Below are 24,601 nucleotides of genomic sequence, written 5' to 3' on the forward strand. Positions count from 1 at the left end.
AGCGGCGAGCCGCCCCACCGTGCGCGCCAGAAAAGCGCTGGCGCTTCAGGCGTGCGCCTTGGCGCCACGCCAGCCTTCCACCACGCGCAGCTCGCCCTCCAGGCGGTCGACAGTGATCCGCCCCCGGCCGAGATAGACGGCCCCGGCCACCCCATCCACGGAAAGCCAGTCGCCTTCGCTGATCCGGGTGTCGCCCACACGGGCCTCGCCCGCCTCCGGTTCCACCGCGAGTTCGACACAGCCGGCGACGCAGGGCTTGCCCATCTGGCGCGCCACCAGCGCCGCATGGGCCGTACGCCCGCCCACGGCCGTGACGATGCCGGCGGAAACCGAGAAGCCGGCCACGTCCGAGGTCGATGTGTCGGGCCGCACCAGGATCACCGGCTCGCCGCCATCGGCCAGGCGCTGGGCGCTCCGGGAAGAAAAGGCCGCGCGCCCCACCGCCACGCCGGCGGAAGCGCCGGTGCCGAGCACCAGCGGCTCGCCCACATCGGTCAGGCGCGCTTCCACCAGCATCTCAGGATCCAGCGCACCGACGCGCTTGAGGCCTTCCTCGGGCGTGATGATGCCCTCCCGGACGAGATCGATGGCGATGCGCAGGGCCGCCCGCGGCGTGCGCTTGGCGGAGCGGGTCTGCAGCATCCAAAGCCGCCCGTCCTCGATGGTGAATTCCACGTCCTGCACGTCGCGGAAGGCCCGCTCCAGGGTCACCAGGGTCTCGCGCAGGTTCCTGGCGGCCACCGGCACCACGCGCCCCAGGGCCGCCTCGGTCTGCGGCGAGCGGGAGCCGGACACCACATCCTCGCCCTGCGCCTCGAACAGCACGTCGATGACCGGCTCCGGCGCCCCGCTGGAGGGATCGCGCGAGAAGGCGACGCCCGAGCCGGAGGTCAGGCTGCGATTGCCGAACACCATGGCCTGCACCGTCACCGCCGTGCCCTCGAGATATTCCAGGCGCTCCAGCGCGCGATAGGTCCGCGCCCGCTCGCCCATCCAGGAGCGGTAGACCGCCTGGGCGGCGGCCTCCAGCTGCGCCATCGGGTCGGCGGGGGCAGCGTCCCCATCATCGTCCAGGGCCTCGGAATAGGCGCGGGCCAGGCGTTCCAGGGCCTCGCCGTCGAGCTGCTCCACCCGCCGCACGCCTTCTTCCGCCAGCAAGGCCGCGCGGGGCGCCGAGAGAATCGCCTGATCGATGCCGAGCACGACGGAGGCGAAGCTCTCCAGGAACCGCCGGCGGCAGTCCCAGGCGAAGCGCGGATTGCCGGTGCTGCGGATCAGGCCATGCACCGCCTCGGGCGTGGCGCCCACATCCAGCACCGTGTCGAGCATGCCGGGCATGGAGCGCGCGGCGCCCGAGCGCACCGAAACCAGCAGCGGCTTGCGACGATCCCCCAGCATGCGGCCGGTGGCCTCCTGCAGAAAGCCGATGCCCTCGGCAAGGCCGGCCCGCAGCTTCTCGCGGGCATCCCCATCGCCCCGCACGATGGCGGCGCACAGGCTCACCGGGAGCACGAAGGCGGGCGGAACGGGCAACCCCAGGGCCGCCATCTGCGCCAGATTGGCCGCCTTCGCCCCCACCGTGTCGGCCGATGGCAGGGTGCCGGGCTCGGCTGGCGCGCGCGTCGCGCCGATGCGCACGATCTTCATGGATGAGCCCTTCCTATTTGGTGAGGTCGGCGAGAACATGGGCATGCAGCAGATGGCCGAAACCGGCGAGCTGATCAGTGGCCCGCTCCAGAGAGCGGGCCAGCTCCAAGGCGGAGAGGGCCACCTTCATGTCGTAGTCGCCGCGCAGCACCCGCGTGGTCACGGCCCGCTCGGCGGTGTCGCCCTCATGCTCGATCTCGACCAGGCGCGCGAAGGCGGCAAGGGCGTCCTCGCTGTCCACCCGGTTGCCGTCGGGGATCTCGGAGGCCGCGGCCACCCCCATGGCGGCCGCCTCGCTGCCCTCGACCGCTATCCGCGCCAGATGCACCAGCACCTCGGCAAGGTCGGCATCGAACCCCGAGGGCACCAGGGAGGCGATGAAGGCAGCCTGCTCCAGCTCATCGATGGCCTCCTCGATGCTGTTGGCCAGCCGCTCCACGCCACGGTCGGCATCAAGCCGGGCGATCTCGCCGCGCACTTCGAGGGCGATGCGGTCCGCTTTCTGCTCGATATTGCGGGCCCGCTCAGCCAGGGCATCGCCATCGGTCTCGCGGCCATTGGCGATGGCGTCCACGTGCTGGGCGATGTCCACCGCCACCTCGCGCGCAAGGCCCGCCTGCCGGATCACCACCGCCAGCAGCGCCGTATCCACCCGCTGCAGGCGCCACACCAGATCCGCTTCGATGCGGTCGCGCGCCAGCCGCAGCGAGCTGCCGTCGAGCAGCGCCTCCGCCGAAATGCGCAGGACGGATTGAAGGAAGCTCACCGCCGCCTCGCGGCCCAGCACCGCATCGAGCCGCTCGCCGAAGCCGATGCGGGTGGGCGCGGCATGATGCACCGCCGCCGCCACCAGCTCGCTGCCGCCGAGCTCCAGGAAGGCGCGATGGCCCACGCGGTTGCGGGCGCCCCATTGCAGAATGCGCAGCGCGTCCGCCTTCGGCACCCAGGTGCGCAGCACCTTGCGCGCCTTGTTCCAATCGATGAGGAACACCAGCGCCGCCCCAAGCGCTTCCAGGAAGGCGAAGCGCTTGGCCTCGTCCGCATCGGTCAGGCGGCCGGACACGAGATAGAAGACGCCGCCTTCTGCGAGCCCTTCCGCATGGTGCGCGTCCAAGTCGCTCCAGCGCGCCGGAAAGTCGTCGAAGCAGGCGACGAAAAATTTCGCGCGCGGGCGATGCACGTCTGAATACGTCACGCTGACCGTGTCGTTCTCCACCACGATCACCACCACATGAGCGTCGGTTTCGCCGATGTCGTTCTGGATGGTGAGCCGCGTGCCGGAACGGGTGGCGATGGTGGCGAGGCCCGGATGGTCAAACTTCAGCCGCCGGGTCGCCTCCACCCCGCGCATGAACGCCTCCACCGCCGGCCGGTCCTCCGGCTGAAGGCCATAGACATGGGCCCCCGCCACCACCTCCTCGGCGTGGGTCGCGGCGAGCTGGTTCAGCTCCTTGTGCAGATCCATGATGAGGCGATGCAGGCTGTCGCCGCCATTGGCGGACAGGCTGGAAAGCGTCAGGATCTCGGCTTCCGACAGGGTGTCGCTGTGGCCAAGGGCGGTGTTGGCGCGCAAGGCCGCGAGGCGTTGCTGGGCGGCCTCGCCCGCAGCGGCATCACCCGCCGCCACGGCCCGCGCCATGGTCGCCACATCCTCCCACACGCCGACGCCCAGCGCCCCGATGCCCGGCGCGCTGACATCGCTGGCCGCCGCGCGCCCCGCCCGTGTCACCAGCGCATCCATGGCCACCGGGTCGAGGCCCACCTGCCGGCATTCGTCGCCCAGGTCGAAACGCTGCACAGCAGGGGCCCGGGCGTGGCGGCTGGCATCCTGCAGCACGCTGAGCCGCACCTTCACGCGATCATTGGCCTTGAGGCCCTCCGCGATGAGGGACGGCAGGAGAATCTCGCCCTGGCCGAGCTCCTCGACGATCTGGGACTTCATCATCATCTCCCACCTTTGGCGGCGGCTTTTTGCCGGCCAAGACCGGCACTACGCACAGGGGCGCAGCCATGAACCGCATCCCGGCACATGCGACAGAGACATATCCGCATATGTAGCAATGGCATATGAAATCATGGACGAGATGCGATAAATTTTTTGCGGTATCCCGATCTAGCCCGTCATGAAATCGTCATTGAATGACGTTTTCATAAACATGACTTCATCATTACCTTAGCGGATGAACTGAATGCCGCCGAGGATCCGCTCCATTTATGCATAGGCCGCTTCCGCTGGGAGAATGCCTTCCGCCAAAATGCGCGAAGGCCGCCCCGGCCCCGCGGGCACAGCCCAGGCGACCAAGGATGTCCCCAGCCACCTTAAGTGGCGCAGCCGCCCCGGCAGGCGGAGGACACTCCCGCCTCAGGCGAAAATGCGGGAAGGAAAGACGCGGCAGGCGGATGCCCCTGTCATGGCCGCTCCAGGCGTGCCGTGAGGCCCGCCGCCATCGCCCGACACAAACAACACCATGTCCAGGGGGTTACGCACGCCGGGGGCGCGGATGGGCCTTCGCGTCGTCCGCGCCACGCTGGTGCGCGGCGCCCTTCACCGCATACATGGCGGAATCCGCCCGCGCGAACAGGTCCGTCACGGACGCGCTGCCGCCTTCTCCGCCGCCCGCTCGCGCGATGCCGACGGACGCACCGACGCTGAAGACCTGGCCGAGCGCGCAGATGGGCTTTGCAATTTCCTCCACCGCCGCGCGCGCCCGCCCCTCCAGCCTGGAGACCGCATGTCCGCCGCGCACCAGCACGGCGAACTCGTCCCCGCCGATGCGGGCGATCACCTCCGCCCCGCGGAAAATGCGGCGCAGTCGGGCCGCAACCTCCACAAGGCAGGCATCGCCGACCGCATGACCGTAGGTGTCGTTGACCGCCTTGAAGCCATCGAGATCGACCAGCAGCAGCGCGCACACGGGCCCGCCCGCAGGATCCGCGGCGGACTGGGCAGCAAGCGCCTGCTCGAACATGGCGCGGTTGGCGAGGCCGGTGAGGGCGTCGTGCTCGGCATACTGGCGCAGGCGCTCCATCTGCCGATGATCGGCGGTGATGTCCTGCTTGAGGCCGAAGATGCGCACCGGCGTGCCATTCTCCATCTCCACCTCGGCGGTCACGCGCATCCATTTGAGGGTGCCGCGCACATCCCGAATGCGCACGTCGAGGGTGAAGCCGGTGCCGGTTTCGATGGCCTGCTCGCGCCGGCGTTCCAGCTCCCGGCGCGAGGCATGGTCATAAAGCGGCAGCACGATCTCGCGGGTAATGCGGCTGCCGCGCGGCAGGCCGAAAATGTCATAAACGCCATCGGTCCAGGAGAGCCGGCCGGTGACGAGATCGCACTCCCATACGCCGATCTTGGCCAGCGCGGCGGCCCGCTCATACATCTTCCGGTATCGCTGCTCACCCGCCACATGGGCCCGCGATGCGCTCTCCGCCTGCGCGAGATCGAAGCCGAGCTGGGCCAGGGTGGCGCCATCCAGCCGCGGCGCCAGCAGCGAGGCCGCCACGCGCGCCGCATCCTCCAGGCGGGCGGCGAGTTCGGCCATCCCGATGTCATGGGGCTGCGTGTCCACCGCGCACAAAGCCCCAAGGCCCGCGCCGGTCGGCGCGATCAGGGGCACGCTCGCGAAGAAGCGCAGCGGCTCGTCGACCCCGGGAAGCCGCGTGTCGCTATAGGCTGCGCACTCTTGAAGATCGTCGATGGCCAGGCGCTGCCGGAGCGCCGCAGCCACCTCGAACAGATGCGCGGGCGTCGCCGTGTCATTGCCCCCGACCCGCCCTTCGGCATCCACGACCACCTCCCCCTTGCCGGGGCAGGCCAGCACCATGAACCCAACCCCAAGCGCACTGCGCAACAGCCGCAGGAAGGACAAGACCTCCTCGCCAATGACAATGTCACGCTCGGGAACGAACAGCCGCATGGCTCAAGACCTTCGCTTGGCGCCGGGCAGCGCCAGGGACATCACGGACGACGCCCATCGCTTACGCCCGCGAACCTCCGGCCACGACCACGGGCGCAGGGGAAAGGCCACCTCGCCGGGGTTCGTCGCTCATGAAGGGTCACGGTCGGGAGTGTACGGAACACGCCGCGTCGTTCAAGGCAAAATAGCTTGTATAATAAACGAAATTCTTGCATCCCGTTGCCGGCGAACGGATTGTGATAAGGTCAAAAATCCGCATTGGCATCCCCATTCCACCAACGCGATAATTCTTCTCCATGCCCCCGATCGACACGAACCGGGAAAGACGGCGGGCGGCCTTTGGCTGGATCCTTTTCGATCCCGCCTGCCAGCCTTATTTCACACTGATCACCACCTTCATCTTCGCGCCCTACTTCGCCTCGGCGGTGGCGCCCACGCCGGCGGACGGGCAGGCCCTCTGGGGCTTCGCCACCGGAGCGGCCGGCCTCATCATCGCCGTGCTGTCGCCGGTGCTGGGTGCGGTCGCGGATGCCTCCGGACGGCGCAAGCCCTGGATCGCCCTATTCGGCGCCATGCTGATGCTGGGCTCGGGCCTGCTGTGGTTTTCGCCGCCCGGGGACGAAAGCCGCATTCCCTTGATTTTGGTCGCGTTCGCGGTGGGCACCATCGGCGTCGAATTTGCCACGGTGTTCAACAATGCCATGATGCCCCGGCTCGCCCCGCCGGAGCAGCTCGGCCGGCTTTCAGGCATCGGCTGGGCGGCGGGCTATTTCGGCGGCCTGATCTCGCTGGCGCTGATGCTCGCATTCTTCTCCACCCAGCCGGACACGGGCCTCACCCTGCTGGGCCACCCCCCGGCCTTCGGGCTGAACGCGGCCGAGCGGCAGGGCGACCGGCTGGCAGGGCCGTTCACCGCCGTCTGGTTCGCCGTGCTGGTGACGCCCCTGTTTCTGCTGGTGCGTGATCCGCCATCGGCCATGCCCATGGCGCTGGCGGCGCGGACCGGGCTCGCGCGCATCCGCGCCCTGCTGCCACGCCTGAAGGCCCGGCCGATGCTCACGCGCTTCCTCATCGGCAACATGATCTATGCGGACGGGCTGGTGGCCCTGTTCGCCTTCGGCGGCATTTATGCGGCCGGGGTGTTCGGCTGGAGTTCGGTGCAAATCGGCATCTTCGGGATCCTGATCACCATTACCGGCACGTTCGGGGCGCTGGCGGGCGGGTGGCTGGACGACCGGCTGGGCTCGCGCACGGTGATCCTCGTCTCGCTCATCAGCCTGATCGCCGCCTGCATCGGTCTGCTCTCGCTGGCGCGGGATTCGGTCCTGTTCGGCCTGCTGCCCACGGCGCCCGCCAGCGGACTGTTCGCCACCGTGCCGGAGCAGGCCTATCTCGGCCTTGGCCTTCTCATCGGCCTGGTGGCGGGCCCGCTGCAGGCGGCCTCGCGCACCCTGCTGGTGCGGCTGGCCCCGACCGAGCATCTCACCGAATGCTTCGGCCTGTTCGCGCTGTCGGGGCGCATCACCTCCTTCGCCGCGCCGACCACGGTGGCGCTGGTGACCGCCATCACCGCCAGCCAAAGGGCCGGCGTCGCGGTACTGCTGGCTTTCTTTGGCCTAGGCGCGCTGCTGATCGCCGGGCTGAAGAGCTCACCGCAGGAGCCTGTGCGGTGAGCGGCCTCCTTGCCGCCGCCGGAATCGTCCGCCAAGGATGGCGCACCGCCGGACCCTGTCCGCAAGCGCCGAGGCTGCCATGACGCTCCGTTCCATCCGCTTCAATCCCGTGCCCCATGTGGACCCGGCTTCCGCCACCACCGTCCACGAATGGTACCAGGACAAGACCGGGGCCTTTTCCGCCGGCTTCTGGGCCTCGGAGAGCTCCACCCTCTCCGTCCATTATGACGAGGACGAATTCTGCGTGCTCATCGAGGGCACGGTGGAACTGACCGACGCCTCCGGCCACCTGGAAACTTATACCGCCGGGGAATCCTTCCTGATCCCCGCGGGCTTCAAGGGCATCTGGCGCTCGGTCACGCCCGTGCGCAAATTCTATGTGGTGCACCTGCCCAAGGACACCGCCGAGGCGCAGGCCGCCGCTCCCGAGGCGACCGCCCGCACCACCGACTGAGGGCGGCCCGAAGGCCGCCAGCCCCATCCGCGCTCTGCCTCTCGCTTTCCGGGGGCTCGAGTGCCATTTTGTTCTCCTGCGAGAATCGCGGAGCGACACGAGATATCCGTTTTGAGCACGCCTTCCGATCCCATCCACCGCGCCGACACCCCCGCTCCCGCCGCGACGCCCCGCCCTGGCGGCATTGCGGCGCGGGCGCGCGCGGCGATGATGGCTTCCGCCCCCGGCCCCTCCTATCTCGACGGGCTCAATCCCGAACAGCGCGCGGCGGTGGAGACCCTTGAGGGCCCGCTGCTGGTGCTGGCCGGCGCGGGCACCGGCAAGACGCGCGTGCTCACCACCCGCATCGCCCACATCCTCGCCACCGGGCGTGCCTTTCCCTCCCAGATCCTGGCCGTGACCTTCACCAACAAGGCCGCGCGCGAGATGAAGGACCGCATCGGCACCATGGTGGGGGACCAGGTGGAGGGGATGCCCTGGCTCGGCACCTTCCACGCCATCGGCGTGCGCATCCTGCGGCGCCATCACGAGCTGGTGGGGCTGAAGAGCGGCTTCACCATCCTCGACACCGACGACCAGATCCGCCTTCTCAAGCAGCTGCTGGCCGCAGACAACATCGATGAGAAGCGCTGGCCGGCGCGCCTGCTGGCCGCCACCATCGACGGCTGGAAGAATCGCGGCCTCTCCCCCAAGGACGTGCCCGCCGGCGAGGGCGCGGCCTTCGCCAATGGCAAGGGCGGCGCGCTTTATGCCGCCTACCAAGCGCGGCTGAAGGCCCTCAATGCGGTGGATTTCGGCGACCTCCTGCTGGAAGGCATCCGCCTGTTCCGCGAAAACCCCGATGTGCTCGCCGAATACCACCGCAGGTTCAAGTATCTGCTGGTGGATGAGTACCAGGATACGAACGTCGCCCAGTATCTGTGGCTGCGGCTTCTGGCCCAGGGTTCGAAAAACGTGTGCTGCGTAGGCGACGACGACCAGTCCATCTATGGCTGGCGCGGCGCCGAAGTGGACAACATCCTGCGCTTCGAGAGCGATTTCCCCGGCGCCACCGTCATCCGCCTGGAGCGCAATTATCGCTCCACCGGCCACATCCTGGCCGCCGCCTCCCACCTCATCGCCCATAATGAGGGCCGGCTCGGCAAGACCCTGTTTTCCGAAGGCGAGGATGGCGAGCACGTCACTGTCACCGGCGCCTGGGACAGTGGCGAGGAAGCCCGCGCCATCGGCGAGGAGATCGAGGCGCTCCAGCGCGCCGGCCATCCGCTCTCGCAGATCGCCATATTGGTGCGCGCCTCGTTCCAGATGCGGGAGTTCGAGGACCGCTTCGTCACACTGGGCCTCAATTATCGCGTCATCGGCGGCCCGCGCTTCTATGAGCGGGCGGAAATCCGCGATGCGCTGGCCTATCTGCGCTGCGTGAACTCCGCCTCGGACGATCTCGCCTTCGAGCGCATCGTGAACGTTCCCAAGCGCGGCATCGGCGATGCCACCATGAAGCAGATCCACGACGTGGCCCGCGCCGCCGGCGTGCCGCTTCAGGACGCCGCGCGGGTGCTGACCGAGAGCGAGGAGCTGAAGCCCAAGGTGCGCTCCACACTGCGCGGCCTCATGGAATCCTTCGAGCGCTGGCGCGAGCAGGCCCGCGTGCTGCCCCACACCGAACTGGCCGAGATCGTCCTCGACGACAGCGGCTACACGGAGATGTGGCAGAAGGACCGCTCCGCCGAGGCGGCCGGGCGCCTCGAAAACCTGAAGGAGCTGGTGCGCTCCATGGAGCCGTTCGAGAATCTCGGCGGCTTCCTGGAGCACATCTCCCTGGTGATGGACACCGATAACGGCGCCGGCGAAGACGCCGTGCAGGTAATGACCCTGCATTCCGCCAAGGGCCTGGAATTCGATACCGTCTTCCTGCCCGGCTGGGAGGAGGGCCTGTTCCCCCACCAGCGCGCGCTGGACGAGCAGGGCAAAGCGGGGCTCGAGGAAGAGCGGCGCCTGGCCTATGTGGGCATCACCCGCGCGCGGGCATCGGCACGCATCTATTTCGCCTCCAACCGGCGCATTCACGGCCTGTGGAATTCCACCGTGCCGAGCCGTTTCCTGGACGAGCTGCCGGACGCCCATGTGCGGGTGGAGGAAAGCCGCGGCGGCGCCGGCTGGGGCGGATCGGGCTACGGCCATTCCGGTTATGGCAATTCCGGCTATGGCGAGAGCCGCTTCGACCGCATGGGCGGCTCGTTCGGCAACTCGTCCTATTCCACGCCCGGCTGGCAGCGCGCGCAAAGCCAGCGCAGCGACAGCGCCAACGACCGCGGCGGCTACAATGCCGGACGCGGCAGCGCCCGCAGCCCGCAGCGCAGCGCGCCGGTCATCGAGGGCACGCTGGTGGCGTCCTCTACCGCATCGTCCTCCGCCTTCAGCTGCGGCGAGCGGGTGTTCCACATCAAGTTCGGCTACGGCGACATCATCGGCATCGACGGCAACAAGCTCACCGTCCAGTTCGACAAAGCGGGCGAGAAGCGGGTGCTTGAAACCTTTGTGGAGAAGGCCTGAAACCGAGCGCGGCTCGTGCTGGCCGCGCGCGGCGCACTCCCGGCCACCAAAGCATCCTCATGCCACAGCCCCTCACCCGCTCGCGGGGGGCGAGGGAAAAGGGCAACGCAGCGGAAGACCGACAGGGCCACCACGCCCAGAAGGCCCTTCTCCCGCGCTGCCGATACGTCATCGGCCCGTCGGTGAGCGGCAATGAATGCTTGGCCGACCCTTTGTTTGCAGATGCGAGTGGCGCAGCCGGTGCGTCCGGCAGATCAAAAGATGCATTAAAGAAAAATTGCACGCCTAAACTACGGTCCTGGTCCTTGTCAGAGGCCGTCATCATGCTTTAATTTTCCTCGTCGCGCGGTGGGAGGTGCCTTCCCAAGCGGCATCCGGTAGCCAACGCATTCTCTCCTCCCTGCGAACGGCGCCGCCGCCGGGTCGCTCGGTGTCGCATCCGACCCATGGCCCTGCTGACATTGACCCCGCTCCTGCTCGCGCTGCTCCTCTATATCGGAGCCATGCTGGCGCTGTTCCGGCTGCGCGCCACCCTGGGCATCGGCACCTTCTTCTGCGCGCTGGGCAGTCTCCATTTCATGGAGACTTATCTTGCGGCCACATTCTACCTCTCATTGCCTTTTGGCGTGTCCCTTTCACCGGGCTCGGTGGTCATGTTCTCTGGCAAGCTGGCGCTGCTGCTCCTGGTCTACATCCGGGAGGATGCGGAGATGGCACGCCAACCGATCTACGGGCTGCTTCTGGGCAACGCCATCCTCATCGCCCTGGTCTCGATCCTACGGCTGGAGTTCGCGCACGGGACGGGCCCGGCGACGAGCGAGCTCTCGTTCATGGACCAGATCGGCGGCCTCATGCTGTGGGGCACCGCGCTGCTGTTCGTGGACTGCATCGCGATGATCCTGCTTTACGAACGCATTTCGCGGCCACTGCGGCGCATGCCGGTGCTCGCCATCTGGCTGACGCTGGCGCTGGTGCTCACCTTCGATCAGGCGGGCTTCTTCACGGTGCTGCACCTCAGCGTCGGGGTTCCCCTGTCCGCCGGCCTTGGCGGCTGGATCGGCAAGCTGGTGGCCGCGGGCATCTATGCGGTCATCCTTGTCTTCTACCTCCAGCGCTATGAGCTGCACACCGCCAGCACCCCGCGCCGCCTGCGCGATGTGTTCGACGCCCTCACCTACCGGCAGCGCTATGAGGCGCTGAGCCTGGCTGCGCGCCGCGACCCGCTGACCCAGGTTCTGCACCGCGGCCAGTTCGAGCCGCTGGGGCGCGAGCTGCTCAAGCTGGCGCAGGCCACCCGCCGGCCCACAAGCCTGCTGCTCATCGACATCGACAACTTCAAGGACGTGAACGATCAGCACGGCCACCCCATGGGGGATCAGGTGCTGCGGCAGGTGGCGGACGCCTTGGCCGACGCCCTGCGGCAATCGGACTATGTGGTGCGTTACGGCGGCGACGAGTTCGCCGCCTTCGCCCCGGGTGTGGACCATACCGGCGCATTGCGGCTGGCCTCCGTTCTGCGGGCGCGCGTCGCCGCCCTGACGTTGCCGGACGGCGTGCCCACGCTCACCCTGTCCATCGGCGTCGCCACCGCCCCCCATGATGGGGAGAGCTTGACGGACCTGCTCGGGGTGGCCGACAAGCGCCTTTATGCGGCCAAGGCCGGTGGACGCGACAATTTCGTCGGAGCGTTCGAAGCCTGAGGCGCCCCTGAAGTCCGGATACCGTTCCCGATGCTCGAAGGCCTTCCCCCGAACGATGCCACCCACGTGATGCGCGTGGCCGCCCCTCGCCTCGCGGCCCTGCACATCTCCGACCTCATCTCCGAGAGCTTCGACCCCGCCGATGTGGCTGTGACGGACTTTGAGCGGACGGAGGACGAATGGGTGGTGGAGGTGTTCGCCGGCGAGGCGTTCGATGCCGACCGCCTGCGCGCCCTGGTGGCCGCCGCCGCGGGGGAGGAAATCGCTGCCACCGCCGTCTTTTCCGCCATCGAGGAGAAGGACTGGGTGGCCGCGAGCCTGGAAGGTCTTGCCCCCGTGAAGGTGGGCTCGTTCATGGTGCATGGCGCCCATGATCGCGGGCGGGTGCCGGCCAGTGTCATCGGCATCGAGATCGAAGCCGCCCTCGCCTTCGGCACCGGGCATCATGGCACCACCCAGGGGTGCCTGGCCGCGATCGCCGACATCGCGCGCATCGGGCGGCCGCAGCGGATTCTGGATGTGGGCACCGGCACCGGCGTGCTCGCCATCGCCGCCGCTCGCCGCTTTCACACCCAGGTGGTGGCCAGCGATATCGACATCGTTGCCGTGCGGACAGCCAAGGCCAATGCGCGCGCCAACAAGGCCGGGCCCGGTGTCACCCTGCTGCATGCGGCGGGCGCCGACGCCCAGAGCATCCGGGCGGCCGGCCCCTATGATCTGATCCTCGCGAATATCCTGCTGCCGCCGCTGAAGCGCCTCGCCAAGCCGCTGCGGGCGCTGCTGGCGCCGGGTGGGCGGATCGTGCTCTCGGGCCTGCTGGTGGCGCAGGAGCCGGCTGCCCTCGCCGCCTATCGCAGCCAGGGTCTCCACCTGGTTTCCCGACGTCATATCGAGGGCTGGGCCACTCTGATGCTCGCCGCCTACGACTGAACGCCCGCCCAAGGAGCGGTGATGGCGGACGCCCTTCCGCCGTCACCTTGCTGCGCGCGTCAATGCGGTTACCGCCGTCATGCGCAATCAAGCAGAGGCGCAGCCGCCTGACACCAGCGGCGTCAGCAGGGCGAGCAAAGACAAGAAAAAGGCCGCAAGTGCTTCATGCTGCGCGGCCGGTCCGCCCCCACCAAGCCTCCACCACACAGACCTGAGCCGGCCAGGGCTAAGGGCCTTTCCGCGCGAGGTGCGAACCGGCTTGCGTGGAGGAAACGCATCAAGACAAAAAGACAGACGGCTCTGTGCTTCCTGAAAAACGGAAGCCACCGAGGTCGCACGGGACCCTGTGCGGTGCGATCAGGCACACGCCATGCGCGGCCAGTTGTATTTCAGTGCATGAGGCCCGGCCCGGAGGCCGGGCCTCATCATCCGCACCCACCCTCCGGGTGCGGAGCAAACTTCAAAAGCAGGGCTCACGCGCGTCGCGAGAGGCTCACAGGCTGAGATCGCGAAAATCCTGGCCGCGGTGAGCGAGATAGCGCGCCACTTCACGCTCGGCCTGAGCGGTCCGCGCGGCGATGAGGGCATCGAACATCCGCCCCCAGAAGCCCCGTTCAGGCTTCACGGCGGAAGCGGCAGCCACATCGCGCGGGAGGGAGAACGACTTCGCGGGATAGGTCACGGCACTCATGGAGGCCTCCTGTTCCGGGTCACGTCATCCGGCATCGGTTCCGGGCACATCGCCCGTCATGACCAACAGGATATGCTGCACTGCACAGAATACGAAGAGATAGGTCAGCATAGCTGCCCTGCATTGCACGCAACGAAGGCACGCCCCATCCGGCCCGCACCTTGCAGGCAACCAATCTCTTTTATTTTCCGAGGAGCGCCGCGCTACAGCTCAAAATTCAGGCATCGCCGACGGGTGAGGAAATACCCCCGAGGGGCGGCCATGTCAACCGCTCTCCATGCAGCAAAGAGCACGAGCGCATGGAGCAAAAGAAATGGCCGGCGCCCACCCTGCTGCGCGCCGGCCATCCCGTGGCGGAAGCTGAACAGAAAACCGCCTCAGCAGCGGGCGGTCATGCACACCCGGCGCCCCAGGCCATCAGGGGTCGGCAGCGCGGCATGGGTGGCGCGCATCATGGCGATACGCTCCAGAACGTCATCGGGAAAAGCGGTCACGCCCCGTGTCCTGAGGTCCACATGGAGCGCCACCTGCTCACAGGTGGCCGACACCCACCCTTCGGCGGCATGATGGAGCACCTGATAGAGGTGGATCCGCTTTTCGTCGTAGTCCATGAGGCGCAGAGTGACGCGCACGGGGCATTCCGGCGTGATCTCCCGAAGGAAGCGCACATGCGCTTCCGCAGTAAAGAAGGAGGCCCCTCTCTCCCGCGCATATTCAGGACCAAGGCCCAGAAGAGTTAAAGCCTCTTCCACTGCCTGGTCGAACACCAGATTATAGTAAGCCATCTTCAGGTGGCCGTTATAATCGATCCACGCCCGTTCCACCTTCCTGGCGGAGGAGACAAACGGGGCGAAGAATACAGGCTCGAAGTCGATCCGATCCAGCATGGCAGTCGCACCCTGTCTTGGAGTTTCTTTATGGGCACTCACTTTGCCCGCAGATTGGGCTATCGTCACCTCGGAAATGGAGCAAAATCTGGCGGACCGGCCGAATCAGAAATATCACTGTCAAATTGAAAACACCTCCCGATGGCCATCACCTACCACTTCCGTTCAAACGCGAATCAGCCCGCCATCGGCGGTCGCCGTCAAAGTTAAGGAAACGTAAATGCTTGCTGCAGCAGCGAACCCCGCCCCCCGCGATGGCGAGCAGGTGGCCCTTGCCATCGCCGACCTCCGCGCGGCGCTGGATCACAAGGTCGTGACGAATGCGGCCATCCGCGAGCAGCACGCCAATGTGACCACCTACCTGCCCAATGAGCCGGCCGACGCCGTGGTGATGGCGGAATGCACGCAGGATGTGCAGACGGCGGTGCGCATCTGCGCGGCCCACGGGGTGCCGGTCGTCGCCTGGGGCGCGGGCACCTCCCTGGAAGGGCAGGTGAATGCGCCGCACGGCGGGGTGTGCATCGACCTGTCGCGCATGAACCGCATCCTGGCGGTCAACAGCGCCGACCTCGACTGTGTCATCGAGCCCGGCGTCACCCGCAAGCGGCTGAACGAGGAGCTGCGCGACCAGGGCCTGTTCTTCCCCATCGACCCCGGCGCCGATGCCTCCCTGGGCGGCATGGTTTCCACCCGCGCGTCCGGCACCAATGCGGTGCGCTACGGCACCATGAAGGACAATGTGCTGTCGCTGAAGGTGGTGACCGCCGACGGCAACCTCATCACGACCGCCACGCGCGCGCGCAAATCCTCGGCGGGCTATGACCTCACCCGCCTGTTCGTGGGCGCCGAGGGCACGCTCGGCATCGTCACCGAGATCACCCTGAAGCTCTACGGCATTCCGGAGGCGATCTCCTCCGCGGTGTGCCCCTTCCCCAGCATCACGGCGGCCTGCGATGCCGTCATCGCCACCATCCAGAGCGGCATTCCGGTGGCGCGCATCGAGCTTCTGGACGAGGTGCAGGTCAAGGCCTGCAACGCCTACGCCAAGCTCTCTCTCGCCGAGAGCCCGACCCTGTTCCTGGAGTTCCACGGCACCGACGCGGGTGTGGAGGAACAGGCGCAGCGCTTCGGCGCCATCGCGGAAGAGTTTGGCGGCGGCCCTTCCGTCTTTTCCACCCGGCCGGAGGAACGCTCCAAGCTGTGGCAGGCCCGGCACGATGCCTATTGGGCCGCGCTGCTGCTGCGCCCGGGCGCGAAGGCCGTGGCCACCGACGTTTGCGTGCCGATCTCGCGCCTTGCCGACTGCGTGGAGGAGACCAAGGCGGACATTGACGCCATGGGCCTGGTGGCGCCCATCGTCGGCCATGTGGGTGACGGCAATTTCCACACCGTGCTGATGGTGGACATGGCGGATGCCACCGACCTTGCCAAGGCCAAGCAATTCATGGGCCGGCTGGTGGAACGGGCGCTCGCCATGGGCGGCACCTGCACCGGCGAGCATGGCATCGGCCAGGGCAAGATGAAATACATGGCGGCCGAACATGGCGAAGAGGCGCTCGACGTGATGCGGACCATCAAGCGGGCCCTGGATCCGGGCAACATCATGAATCCCGGCAAGGTCGTCACCCTCTGACCACCTACGGGCGCCGGTCGCGGGGCAAGCGGAAAAGCCGCCCCTGCTCGCGGCATCCAAATACCTTCTTCCTGCGAACCGGAATGCGCGGCGCAGGAAATTTCCGTAAGGACGGCAGGAGCGATTTTCGCGCTGCAACAATGACGCGAAGATGCGCCACAATGGAGCCGAAACGGCCCGCCGGCGGCGGGCGATCGAGGAGACGGGCGTGCAAGGGATCCTCATCAGCCTCGCGACGGCGGTGACACTCGCCATTCTCGGCGCCTTCGCGGCGCCGCTGGTGGTGGACTGGAACGCCTGGCGCGGCACGTTCGAGCGTGAGATCGGCCAGACCCTGGGCATTCCGGTGGTCATTCGCGGCCCCATCGAGGCGGAGATCCTGCCGGCCCCGCGCGTCACCCTATCGGACGTGACGCTGGGCGATGTGGTTTCCACCGGCGGCACGGTGCGGCAGTTCAAGGCGGAACTGTCCCTCGGCGCCCTCATGCGCGGGCAGGTGGAGGCCACCGGCGTCACGCTGGTGCAGCCTCGCATGCGCATCATCATCGACAGCAATGGCCGCGTCGCCCTGCCCACCGGCGCCGGCCGCGCCGCTGATATCGGCATCGCCCGCCTGGACGTGCGGGACGGTACCCTGGACGTGCTCGACCGCGCCTCCGACCACACCCTCACCCTCAGCGACCTCGACCTGAATGGGGAGGCGCGCTCACTCAGCGGCCCGTTCAAGCTCGACGGCGAAGTGGAGTCGGGCGGCGCGCGGTTCGCGCTGCGCTCCACCCTGGGCAAGCTCGATGAGGCCGGCACGGGCAAGCTGCGGCTGGTTCTGGACGGGCGCAACCGGCCCTACAGCGTGGATCTCGACGGGGCCTTTTCCGCCACCGGCGGCGCCCTCGCCTTCGACGGGCGTGCGAGCCTCGCGCGCAAGGGTGCCGGTGGGCTCGATTCCTGGCAGTTCGCGGGCCACCTGAAGGCCTCTCCCTCACAGATCCTTGCCGACAATCTGGAACTGGCATTGGGCGGCGAGGCGACCCCCGCCCAGCTCGCCGGGGCCGCCCGCCTCAGCCTGGGCCGCGCCATCGGCCTGGATGTGGTGCTGAACGCCCGCAGCCTCGACCTCGACGCCCTCGGCGCGAGCGGCGCTGCAAGCGCCCCCTCCGCCAGCCCCGCCATCCGCCCGGCGGAAGCCCTGGCGCGCGGCCTGTGGACCCTCGCCGACCTGCCCTCGCCCGATATCGCCTCCAAGATCGGCGTTTCGGCGGAACAGCTGGTGCTCGGCGGCACCCTGGTTCGGGATGTGCGGCTCGACATCACCGGAGGCCCCACCGGCTGGCGCGTCGATACCGCAGAGGCCAAGCTTCCCGGCAAGGCCGCGCTGAAAGCCTCCGGCGCGCCGGAGGGCCAGGGCTTCGCCGGCGCCCTCAACTTCAGCGCAGAGGACCCCGCCGCCTTCCTGCGCTGGGCCGCGCCCGACGCCGCCCGCGACATCGCCGGGGTGGTAAAGGCGCCCGCGCGCATGGCCACGCGGCTGAAGGTCTCGCCCGGCGCGCTCACCCTCGACAATCTCAACGCCGCCTTCGGCGATGGCCGGCTCACCGGCACCATCGCCGCCGCCCTGCCCACCAGCGGCGGACCGAAGCTGGACATGACCCTGGCCATGGACGGCTTCGACCTCGACCCCCTGGTGGCGGCGATGCAGCGGACCGCGACCGCCGTGGGTGGTGGCGCCGATGCGGCGCTGAAGCTCGACGGGCACGACCTCACCGTCGCCGGCCAGCCCCTGGGCAGCCTCGCCCTGGAGGCCAGCGCCACCGGTGGAAGCTGGCGCGTGAAGCGCATGGTGATGGACGACCTGGGGGGCATCCATCTGGAAGGGGCAGGCTGGATGGAGAATTTCTCCACCACGCCCCGCGGCGAATTCAACCTCACCATGGCGGGCGCCAAAGCCGATGGCCTGGTGCCGGTGGCGCGCCTGATGGCCGGCCCGGAAACGGCAGACGTGCTCGCCCGCCTGGCGCCCGTTGCCGCCCCGGTGAAGCTTTCCACCGCCGTGGTGTGGAGCGAAGCCGGCGGGCGCGCCATCACCAGCGCCGGGCGCCTGGGCAGCCTCTCGGGCGAGGTGGCCTTCACCCGCAGCGCGGCCGGCGTACCCATGGCGGTGAAGCTCAATGCCGATGCGGCCGACGGCGCTGCCGTCCTTGGCGCGCTGGGCATTGAGGGGCTCAATCCGCGCCTCGGTTCCGTACATGGCGAATTCAGCCTTGCCCCACTCACCCAGGGCGAAGGCGATGTGCGGGCCCGGCTCACGGCCACCGGCGTCACCCTCCAGGCCGAGGGCCGCGCGCGCATGGTCAAGGACGCCATCGAGCCCCGCCTTTCCGTACGGGCCGATGGCGCTGACCTCGGGCGCCTGCTGCCCCAGCTCGCCGCCGCCACTGACAATGGCCCGGTGCCGGCGGCGCTGGCCTTTGACCTTTCCCGCGCCGATGGCGTGTGGCGTGCGGAAAAGATCGAAGGCTCACTCGCCGGCGCGCCCGTGACCGGAAACATCGACCTGGAACCCGGCACCGTGCCGCGCTTCACCGGCCGGCTCGCCTTCGACACCCTGTCCGTGCCGACCCTCGTCGGCCTGTTTGGCGCCCGCTCAGGGGTGGAGCCCGCCAGCTCCGCCGTCACGCCCTGGAGCACCGCGCTCTTCCGGCCCCATCCGGTGAACGGCGTGGCACTGGGCGTGGACCTGGTGGCGAGCCGCCTCGCCCTGATTGGCCCCTACGCCCTCACCACCGCCAAGCTGCGGCTAGCCAGCGACGGCGTCGACCTCGACCTCCGGGACATCACCGGCAGCTTCGGGGGCGGGCGGGTCGGCGCCCATCTGGAAGTGCGCCACCGAGGCGACGGCGTGGAGACGGAAGGCCGCCTGCTGCTCGACAAGGTGGACATTGCCGCCCTCGCCGCCCCTGCCGGCGCCAGCGCGCCCCCCACCGGTCGCGTGAGCCTCTCCCTCGACCTTGGCGGCAGCGGCCGCACCCCGCTGCAGCTGGTGCAGGGCCTGTCCGGCCAGGGCACCATCGCGGTTCAAAACCTGGAGGTGGGTGACGCCGACCCGACGGCGCTCGCCGCCGTGCTTCAGGAGACCGCGAGCCTCGCCACGCCGCCCGACGAACGCCGTACCGCGCTCTTGTTCGATCGCGCGCTGATGCGCGGACCGCTGAAGGTCCCGGCGGCGGAATCGACGCTGAGCGCCGTCAATGGCCTGGTGCGCCTTTCTCCTGCACGGGCGCAGGTGGGCGACACCCGCCTTGCCTTCACCGGCGGGATCGACCTCGCCCGGCTGCTCATGGAGAGCGGTATTGAATATGAAGGCGCGGCGCTGTCCGGCACCAGCCCCACGGGCATACTCGCCTGGCGCGGCGTCCTCACCGATCCGGATCGCAGGGTGAGCGCCACCGGCCTCACCAGCGTCATCGCCATGCGCGCCATCGAGCGCGAGACGCGCCGGCTGGAAGAGCAGCATGGCAGCCCGGCCGGCGCCCAGCCTGCCGCCCCAGCGGCGCCTCCGCCCCCGGCCCCTGCAGCACCTCAGGTTCCCATTGCGAGCCCCGCCGCGCCCCAGCCCGTAACCCCGCAGCCACCCGCGCCGCAACCCGCAACCGCACCTGCGAAACCAACGGTGGCCGTCCCCGCCCGACCGGCGGCACCACAAGCCACACGCCCGGTGAGCCGCGGCAATGATGTCATCGAGCGTCGCGAATTGCCCGCGCCGCCGGCTCCGGCCACATCCCCCTTCGGCGTCTCCACCAGCGCGCCAGCGGCCGGAACCAGCACGTCGCCGGCTCCGTCGCCTGCGCCCGCAGCATCGCATGCGCCGGCTCCTGCCGCCGCGCCGCCTCCCCCCCGTCCGCCGAACGAGGCAAACCGCTCGGCGGCGCCCCAGCCGACCGTCGCGCCCAGCGCCGCGCCGGCCGCCAACGGAGCGACCACGGTGCGCCGTCCGCCGCGCCCGGCGACGCCCCCGGCCACAGCCGCGGAGCAGGCCGCGCAGCGCCCGCACGTCGCGCCGCCACGGCCACGCCAGCCAGCCACCGTAGAGCCACCGCCCCTGCCGCTGGAACCGACCCTGCCGCCCACGCGCGGGTTCGGCGACCTGCCGCGTCCACCAGGCTTGGTGGGGGACTAACGCGTTCGCGCGGGAAAGGGGAACCGGTTCGCGCGGGAAAAGCGCGCACCAGCAATAGGATAGGTTGCCTCAGCGGTTCCCTGAGACACGGAGACAGTCGCGGCGCATTTCTGCGTTCTGCGACATCCGGAACATGCGCTCGCGTTTGAAGTAGCGATTTTTTCCGGTCGTCGAGCGAGGCGCATTGCGTCGCGGACGTTGATCGGTCATCGCCCCGCTCGCATGCGAGCGGGAGCAGATCGCGCACAGCCACTGCAGTCCGTCAGGCGCGCTCCAGGGTCACATAGGTGAACGGCGCGTCGTCGCGCGGGCCCTGCAGTGGCCCCTCACGACGGATCTCCCGCCACAGGGAACGGTCAAATGGCGGGAAGCGGACGTCGCCTGCGGGCGACAGGTCCACTTCCGTCAGCTCCAGGGTCCGTGCCAGCGGCAGCGTGTCCGCAAACACGCGATAGCCGCCGATCACCATGGCCTCATCGGCCCCGAGCGATGCCGCAGCGGCGGTGGCGGCCTCCAGGGCCGACGGCAGGTCCGTGGCCTTGATGACGCCTTCGGGAACAGTGAAGGCCGGATCGGCGCTCAGAACCACAGAAATGCGCCCCGGCAAAGGCTTGCCGATGGATTCGAACGTTCGCCGGCCCATGATCAGCGGCTTGCCCCAGGTGAGGGCACGAAACCGCTTCAAATCCGACGAGAGATGCCACGGCAAGGCGCCCTCCCGGCCGATGACGCCGTTCCGGCCCACCGCCACGACCAGCGAAAGCGGAAGGGACGCGCTCATCCAGGGCCCGCCTTTCCGAGCTGGGCCAACGCCTTGTCCGCGGCCGCGAGGCCAGACAGATGGGCTCCGTGAGCCGTTGAAAACGCAGAGCCTCCCAAGGCCTCTCCGGCAAAGAAGATGCGCTCGTCGATGCCCTCGGACAAAGTCTGGCGTAGGTCACCCGCGCCGGGCAGCGCACAGGAATAGCCCCCGCCAATATAGGGCCGGGCGGACCACCGGGTGACCCGCGCCCGCCGGATGTGCCGTTTCAGGCCGGAAGAGAAGGCCTTTTCCAGGGCCGACGCAGCGAAATCCACCATCGCCCCCTCGCCCGCGCGCACCAGGGCCCCGGCATCGGGGCCCGCTATGTGCACCACTGCGGCGGGAGCGCCACCGGGATTGAGGATGGCGGACACAGCCAGCGCCTCCGCGCGGCTTTCGTCAAAGGCATCAAGCCCCGTGCGCGGCGCGACGCCGAACATGTCCTGGTCGAACAGCAGCGCCACCTTTTCCGCCACACCGAGGGGCAGAGCCGAGAAGGCCTCCCCCAGCTTCGGCGGCAAGGCCGGGGAAAATGCGAGCAGCCCCTGCGCCACCACCGCGGTGGACACGGCGACGATGGCGATGCGGCACCGCAGACGCCCCAGCTTGGTCTCCAGCTCGATATGCGCGCCGCCGTGATCAATGCGGGAGACCGGACAATCCAGGGTGACCGCCACATCCCGCCCATGAGCGAGAATGAGATCGCCATACCCGTCGACAACCGGCCAGTTGTCGTTGCTGTCTTGATAGAGGCTGAAATCGAGCGTGGAAATCCGCTCCGGCGGGGCGGCGGACATCAGGCTCAGCCAATGGCGCGCCAACGGCTCCCAGCGGCCGAGCTCCGGCAGCACCTCGCTCGCCGCCACGTCGCGGCCGGTGCGGCCGATGGCATAGACGGCGGCAAAGGCGGCCTCCACGGCGGCCTCGGCCTCCTCGATCTCATCGGGCTTCGCGAACCGCGTGCCGAGATGGAGCATCCGTTCACCACGGCGCCCACCCGAATCATCAAAGGCAAAGCCCAGCTTCCGCGCGATGGGCACGAAGGGATTGCGGCGCGCGTCGTGCAGCCAGTGGCATCCGAGATCGAACGGCACGCCCAGCGTCTCGCGGTCCGTCGCCGCACGGCCGCCGGGCACGCAGGCCGCTTCCAGCACCCGGAAGTCCACCCCAGCCGCAGCAAGGCGCACACCGGCCGCAAGACCAGCGGCCCCGGCCCCAATGACAGCCACCTCGGTTTCAAAGGTCACTGAAGCAACCCTTCAGCCGGCACGAAACGGCTGCTCACTTCTTGTTTCGGAAAACGTCGAGCTGCACCACCTGGGCGCCGCCCGCTGGGCGCTCGGCGGCCTCGTCCTCCACCGGAGCGTCGACCACGCCCCCATTGGCGCTGGACACCGCAGGTTCCGAAGCGGCCCCACGTGAGGGCTGCTTGAGCGCGGTGGGAGCGACCGCCGGCTTCACGGCGGGGTGCTCCTCGCCCTCATCCTCGCCATCGCTTTCCGCCTCATCCTCGGGCGCGGCCAGCTCGAACTGGAGGCCGAACTTCACGGACGGATCGAAGAAGCCCTTCAAGGCCGAGAACGGAATGAGCAGCTTCTCCGGAATGCCGCCAAACGACAGCCCCACCTCGAAGGAGATGTCGGTGACGTTGAGATCCCAGAACTGGTGCTGAAGAACGATGGTCATCTCCTCCGGATACTTCTCGCGCATGCGCTGCGAGAGCCGCACGCCGGGGGCGCGGGTGTCGAAGGAGATGTAGAAGTGATGATCGCCCGGCAGGCCATCCTTGGCCACGTCCAACAGCACGCGCCGCACGACGGAGCGCAGTGCTTCCTGGGCGAGAAGATCGTAGCGGATGTGATCGACCGACATGAGTCCGCTTGAGCCTTGTTCCCCAGCCGGACCCCCAATTCCACCGCCGCCTTCCCCAAAGGCGCCAGATCTCGCGCGGGAGCGGGGTGCGACCTTCCCGCCGATCCGGCTGCGCCGGAGGGAAGTGGAGGCTTCTGTTGCCAGGTGCCTCCGAACCCCGCCTATCCGGTGCTACCCGGGAGGACTTTGATTTGGTCTTTCAAACCGCTCACGCGGCCTGAGCAACCGGAGCATAGTTGTCATTCGCAACTATAAGTTTAGCCCGATAACGGTGGTACAATGCCGAGCGAAAGAAAGCCCTTTACACCCTCGTCGATCCTATTTCGCCCCCGCCGGAGCCCAGCCGCCGAATAGCGGCTTGGGCTCTGGTGGAGGCGCCGGGTACCGCCCCCGGGTCCGAATGGCTTATTACGACACCCATTTATCGCCATAGCCGGCTTGCGCCGGCATGGGGAATATAGGCGCGCCCCGCCCCCCTGGAAAGGGGCGCCGGCGGACAAAGTCGTCTCTGCCCTCATCCTTCCGATAGAGGATGCAGGTCGCGCACCATGCCTTTCAGGCGTTCGTCCAGCACATGGGTGTAAATTTGCGTTGTGGATACGTCCGCGTGACCGAGCAGGGTCTGCACCACGCGCAGGTCGGCGCCATGGGCCAGAAGGTGGCTGGCGAAGGCGTGCCGCAGCACGTGGGGCGAGAGCTTGGCGGGGTCGAGCCCGGCCGCCAGCGCCAGTTCCTTCAGGTCCCGCGCCGCCTGCTGGCGGGTCACGTGGCCGCTCTCGCCGAACGAGGGGAACAGCCAGCGCGAGGCCTCCAGCCCGGCGGCGGCGCGGGCGTCGAGCCAGGCCGCCATGGCGGCCTTGGCCGGGGCGGAGAGGGGCACCAGGCGTTCCTTCTGCCCCTTGCCCATCACCATGATGGCATCCGAGCGACTGCGGCCAGCGGATGCGGGAAGGCCCACGAGCTCCGACACGCGCAGCCCGCTCGCATAGAGCAGCTCGACGATGCACACCGTCCGCTGCCGCTTGAGCGCCTCGGCGCGGGCGGCACGCGCGCCGTCCCCCTCGGCGGGGGCCAGATCCTCCTTGGCGCGGGCGTGGGCGGCCTCGATCAGGCGCGAAACCTCCGCCACCGTGAGCACCTTGGGCAGCGGGCGGCCGCGCTTGGGCCCTTCGAGCACGGCGGCGGGATCATCGCCCCGGTGCCCCTCGGCGAACAGGAAGCGGTAGAACTGGCGCAGCGCCGAAAGCCGCCGCGCGATGGTGGTGCCCTTGAAGCCGCGCTTGTCGAGATCGGCCAGATAGGCGCGGATGGCATCGGTGCCGGCGCTGGCCAGGGTTTCATCGGCCGGGGCCTGCGGGCGCTCCGCGAGGAACGTGGAGAAGTCCTCCAGGTCGCGGCGATAGGCCTCCAGCGTGTTGGCGCTCGCCCCGCGTTCCACCGCCTGCATGTCGAGGAACAAAGCGAGGGGCCCGGACCTGCTCATTTGCCGATCCGGTCGGGCGGGACCGTGAAGGTGATCTCCCGCTCCTTGGGCTGCACCTGATTGGCCAGTACCCACAAGGCGCCGTAGCCGAGCCCGGCCAGAATGCCCAGCACCACGAGCAGACGGATGAGAGTAGGCACCGGCAGCTTCTCCCACGCCGGGCGAATCGCGACATCCCGGCCATG

The 24,601-nt window shown here is 68.6% G+C and carries 17 protein-coding genes and 1 other RNA gene; 7 read left to right on the forward strand and 11 right to left on the reverse strand.

The window, feature by feature from the left end:
* Nucleotides 1–45: 45 nt before the first annotated feature.
* From L0966_RS16380 to L0966_RS22385, 3 genes are all read right to left on the reverse strand, one after another.
* Complete coding sequence (locus tag L0966_RS16380) at nucleotides 46–1,647, reverse strand: PEP/pyruvate-binding domain-containing protein (protein ID WP_234053033.1); 1,602 nt, start codon at nucleotides 1,645–1,647, stop codon at nucleotides 46–48.
* Nucleotides 1,648–1,660: 13 nt separating this feature from the next.
* The gene (locus tag L0966_RS16385) at nucleotides 1,661–3,595 is read right to left on the reverse strand and encodes a DUF47 family protein (RefSeq protein WP_234053034.1); all 1,935 of its coding nucleotides are present in this window, start codon (nucleotides 3,593–3,595) and stop codon (nucleotides 1,661–1,663) included.
* A 532-nt stretch (nucleotides 3,596–4,127) separates the two neighbouring features.
* Nucleotides 4,128–5,564, reverse strand: a complete 1,437-nt coding sequence (locus tag L0966_RS22385) for a sensor domain-containing diguanylate cyclase (protein WP_304945426.1) — start codon at nucleotides 5,562–5,564, stop codon at nucleotides 4,128–4,130.
* A gap of 296 nt (nucleotides 5,565–5,860) precedes the next feature.
* On the opposite strand from L0966_RS22385, the gene L0966_RS16395 reads away from it, so the two are divergent.
* From L0966_RS16395 to L0966_RS16415, 5 genes are all read left to right on the forward strand, one after another.
* Nucleotides 5,861–7,237: an MFS transporter gene (locus L0966_RS16395; protein ID WP_234053035.1), complete on the forward strand. Its 1,377-nt coding sequence runs from the start codon at nucleotides 5,861–5,863 to the stop codon at nucleotides 7,235–7,237.
* A gap of 79 nt (nucleotides 7,238–7,316) precedes the next feature.
* A complete protein-coding gene (locus L0966_RS16400; protein WP_234053036.1) occupies nucleotides 7,317–7,691 on the forward strand; it encodes a cupin domain-containing protein in 375 nt (124 codons plus the stop codon).
* A 111-nt stretch (nucleotides 7,692–7,802) separates the two neighbouring features.
* On the forward strand, nucleotides 7,803–10,244 hold the full coding sequence (locus L0966_RS16405; RefSeq protein ID WP_255684072.1) for an ATP-dependent helicase: 2,442 nt from the start codon (nucleotides 7,803–7,805) through the stop codon (nucleotides 10,242–10,244).
* Between the two features lie 446 nt (nucleotides 10,245–10,690).
* Nucleotides 10,691–11,944 (forward strand): diguanylate cyclase, encoded by a 1,254-nt coding sequence (locus L0966_RS16410; protein WP_234053037.1) that lies wholly within the window; start codon nucleotides 10,691–10,693, stop codon nucleotides 11,942–11,944.
* A gap of 30 nt (nucleotides 11,945–11,974) precedes the next feature.
* The gene (locus L0966_RS16415; RefSeq protein ID WP_234053038.1) at nucleotides 11,975–12,874 is read left to right on the forward strand and encodes a 50S ribosomal protein L11 methyltransferase; all 900 of its coding nucleotides are present in this window, start codon (nucleotides 11,975–11,977) and stop codon (nucleotides 12,872–12,874) included.
* A 493-nt stretch (nucleotides 12,875–13,367) separates the two neighbouring features.
* On the opposite strand, the gene L0966_RS16420 is transcribed toward L0966_RS16415, so the two are convergent.
* Nucleotides 13,368–13,565: a hypothetical protein gene (locus tag L0966_RS16420; RefSeq protein ID WP_234053039.1), complete on the reverse strand. Its 198-nt coding sequence runs from the start codon at nucleotides 13,563–13,565 to the stop codon at nucleotides 13,368–13,370.
* 377 nt (nucleotides 13,566–13,942) lie between these two features.
* The gene (locus L0966_RS16425) at nucleotides 13,943–14,452 is read right to left on the reverse strand and encodes a thioesterase family protein (protein ID WP_234053040.1); all 510 of its coding nucleotides are present in this window, start codon (nucleotides 14,450–14,452) and stop codon (nucleotides 13,943–13,945) included.
* A gap of 220 nt (nucleotides 14,453–14,672) precedes the next feature.
* Here L0966_RS16425 and L0966_RS16430 point away from each other — a divergent pair, with 220 nt between their 5' ends.
* Together L0966_RS16430 and L0966_RS16435 are read left to right on the forward strand one after the other, a co-directional pair.
* On the forward strand, nucleotides 14,673–16,085 hold the full coding sequence (locus tag L0966_RS16430; protein WP_234053041.1) for an FAD-binding oxidoreductase: 1,413 nt from the start codon (nucleotides 14,673–14,675) through the stop codon (nucleotides 16,083–16,085).
* Nucleotides 16,086–16,293: 208 nt separating this feature from the next.
* Entirely contained in the window at nucleotides 16,294–20,259 is a 3,966-nt protein-coding gene (locus tag L0966_RS16435; protein ID WP_234053042.1) for an AsmA-like C-terminal region-containing protein, read from the forward strand.
* A 262-nt stretch (nucleotides 20,260–20,521) separates the two neighbouring features.
* Here L0966_RS16435 and L0966_RS16440 read toward each other — a convergent pair whose 3' ends face one another.
* The 6 genes from L0966_RS16440 to L0966_RS16465 all read right to left on the reverse strand — a co-directional run bounded on the left by L0966_RS16440 (nucleotide 20,522) and on the right by L0966_RS16465 (nucleotide 24,556).
* Nucleotides 20,522–21,040, reverse strand: coding sequence for a dihydrofolate reductase (locus L0966_RS16440; RefSeq protein WP_234053043.1), 519 nt, complete (start codon nucleotides 21,038–21,040; stop codon nucleotides 20,522–20,524).
* On the reverse strand, nucleotides 21,037–22,308 hold the full coding sequence (locus tag L0966_RS16445; protein WP_234053044.1) for an FAD-dependent oxidoreductase: 1,272 nt from the start codon (nucleotides 22,306–22,308) through the stop codon (nucleotides 21,037–21,039). The genes L0966_RS16440 and L0966_RS16445 overlap by 4 nt, the downstream gene beginning before the upstream one ends.
* Before the next feature lie 34 nt (nucleotides 22,309–22,342).
* Nucleotides 22,343–22,933 (reverse strand): SspB family protein, encoded by a 591-nt coding sequence (locus L0966_RS16450; protein WP_234053045.1) that lies wholly within the window; start codon nucleotides 22,931–22,933, stop codon nucleotides 22,343–22,345.
* 123 nt (nucleotides 22,934–23,056) lie between these two features.
* Nucleotides 23,057–23,420: a transfer-messenger RNA gene (ssrA, locus tag L0966_RS16455) on the reverse strand.
* Nucleotides 23,421–23,447: 27 nt separating this feature from the next.
* On the reverse strand, nucleotides 23,448–24,416 hold the full coding sequence (locus L0966_RS16460; RefSeq protein ID WP_234053046.1) for a site-specific tyrosine recombinase XerD: 969 nt from the start codon (nucleotides 24,414–24,416) through the stop codon (nucleotides 23,448–23,450).
* Entirely contained in the window at nucleotides 24,413–24,556 is a 144-nt protein-coding gene (locus L0966_RS16465) for a hypothetical protein (protein WP_234053047.1), read from the reverse strand. Before L0966_RS16465 ends, L0966_RS16460 begins: the two co-directional genes overlap by 4 nt.
* Nucleotides 24,557–24,601 lie beyond the last annotated feature (45 nt).

Origin of the sequence: Xanthobacter sp. NM-59 (genome assembly GCF_021401125.1) — a bacterium.
Classification (GTDB): Bacteria; Pseudomonadota; Alphaproteobacteria; order Rhizobiales; family Xanthobacteraceae; genus Xanthobacter.

Bases quoted from the DNA above. Each gene is read 5' to 3' on its own strand.
- L0966_RS16425 (WP_234053040.1), bottom strand. From the start codon at position 14,452: ATGCTGGATCGGATCGACTTCGAGCCTGTATTCTTCGCCCCGTTTGTC.
- L0966_RS16440 (WP_234053043.1), bottom strand. From the start codon at position 21,040: ATGAGCGCGTCCCTTCCGCTTTCGCTGGTCGTGGCGGTGGGCCGGAAC.
- L0966_RS16430 (WP_234053041.1), top strand. From the start codon at position 14,673: ATGCTTGCTGCAGCAGCGAACCCCGCCCCCCGCGATGGCGAGCAGGTG.
- L0966_RS16385 (WP_234053034.1), bottom strand. From the start codon at position 3,595: ATGATGATGAAGTCCCAGATCGTCGAGGAGCTCGGCCAGGGCGAGATT.
- L0966_RS16410 (WP_234053037.1), top strand. From the start codon at position 10,691: ATGGCCCTGCTGACATTGACCCCGCTCCTGCTCGCGCTGCTCCTCTAT.
- L0966_RS22385 (WP_304945426.1), bottom strand. From the start codon at position 5,564: ATGCGGCTGTTCGTTCCCGAGCGTGACATTGTCATTGGCGAGGAGGTC.
- L0966_RS16450 (WP_234053045.1), bottom strand. From the start codon at position 22,933: ATGTCGGTCGATCACATCCGCTACGATCTTCTCGCCCAGGAAGCACTG.
- L0966_RS16415 (WP_234053038.1), top strand. From the start codon at position 11,975: ATGCTCGAAGGCCTTCCCCCGAACGATGCCACCCACGTGATGCGCGTG.
- L0966_RS16400 (WP_234053036.1), top strand. From the start codon at position 7,317: ATGACGCTCCGTTCCATCCGCTTCAATCCCGTGCCCCATGTGGACCCG.
- L0966_RS16460 (WP_234053046.1), bottom strand. From the start codon at position 24,416: ATGAGCAGGTCCGGGCCCCTCGCTTTGTTCCTCGACATGCAGGCGGTG.
- L0966_RS16380 (WP_234053033.1), bottom strand. From the start codon at position 1,647: ATGAAGATCGTGCGCATCGGCGCGACGCGCGCGCCAGCCGAGCCCGGC.
- L0966_RS16395 (WP_234053035.1), top strand. From the start codon at position 5,861: ATGCCCCCGATCGACACGAACCGGGAAAGACGGCGGGCGGCCTTTGGC.
- L0966_RS16420 (WP_234053039.1), bottom strand. From the start codon at position 13,565: ATGAGTGCCGTGACCTATCCCGCGAAGTCGTTCTCCCTCCCGCGCGAT.